At 61.2% G+C, this 852-nt stretch carries 1 protein-coding gene; it reads right to left on the bottom strand.

Going from position 1 to position 852, the window contains the following annotated elements:
• Positions 1–627, bottom strand: a 627-nt coding sequence (locus ISP19_RS00035) for a transposase (protein WP_425489210.1), incomplete at its 3' end; no start/stop codon positions are given.
• Positions 628–852 lie beyond the last annotated feature (225 nt).

Below are 852 nucleotides of genomic sequence, written 5' to 3'. Positions count from 1 at the left end.
GATCGATCCACGCTTGTCCTGACGCACAACCCGGCCACTCCAGTCCACCAATTCCAGGTAATCGATGGCTCGCACTGAAAGCCGTGGAGACGATGGCATGCCGACCAGCGGGCGCAACGATGCGGTCAGTGACTTTGCCCTGGCCTGCCCGTGCTGTATCCGGCGGCGAATCGAGGCGTGCTCCGAGGCTGTTAGCTCTTTCGCCATGCCCGCACGGATCGGATTGAGGTCGACATAAGCCATGCACGCAAGAACAGCTTGCTCATCCAGCAGGGCCTGGCACTTGAATCGCCCTTCCCAGAAGCGACCGGTGCAACCGTCCTCGCGATTGGCCTGGCGAGCAATCGACTCGTTCAAGCAACGCATGAACCACGACAGGCTACCCATCCGGCGGCGTAGCTCCACCATCCGTTCCGGGTCGCCCTGCAGACGCTGGGCTTTCTCCCGGCACAGCCGTTCGTCAATCACTTCGTCCACGTACACGGGAAACAGCCGAACCCACCGTTCCGCCACTTCTTCATCGGACCAGTCGTTGGCCGCCTGTGGATCAACATGCAGGACCACGTGCACGTGATTGCTCATGACGGCGTAGGCATAAAGCCCGACGGCAAAGCACTCCGCCAACATCAGCAAACGCTCTTCTACCCAGGCCCTTCGGTGTTCATAGGAACGCCCGCTGTACGCGTCCTCTCCGCAAAGGAAGGCGCGGCGGACACAGCGGGAGACGCAATGGAAGAAGCCAGCGGCTTCCGGAGCAACGATGTGATGGCGGGGATATCTCATGTCGCCATGTTGCGCTTTGACCAGAGCGGTCGTAATCCGCCAATGCCCCACGCCTGCGTCAGCGAAGGA

Origin of the sequence: Dyella flava, assembly GCF_016904955.1 — a bacterium.
In the GTDB taxonomy this organism is placed as follows: Bacteria; Pseudomonadota; Gammaproteobacteria; order Xanthomonadales; family Rhodanobacteraceae; genus Dyella_B; species Dyella_B flava.
The sequence above is the reverse complement of the archived record's forward strand: the minus strand, read 5'-3'. Positions and strand labels throughout refer to the sequence as shown.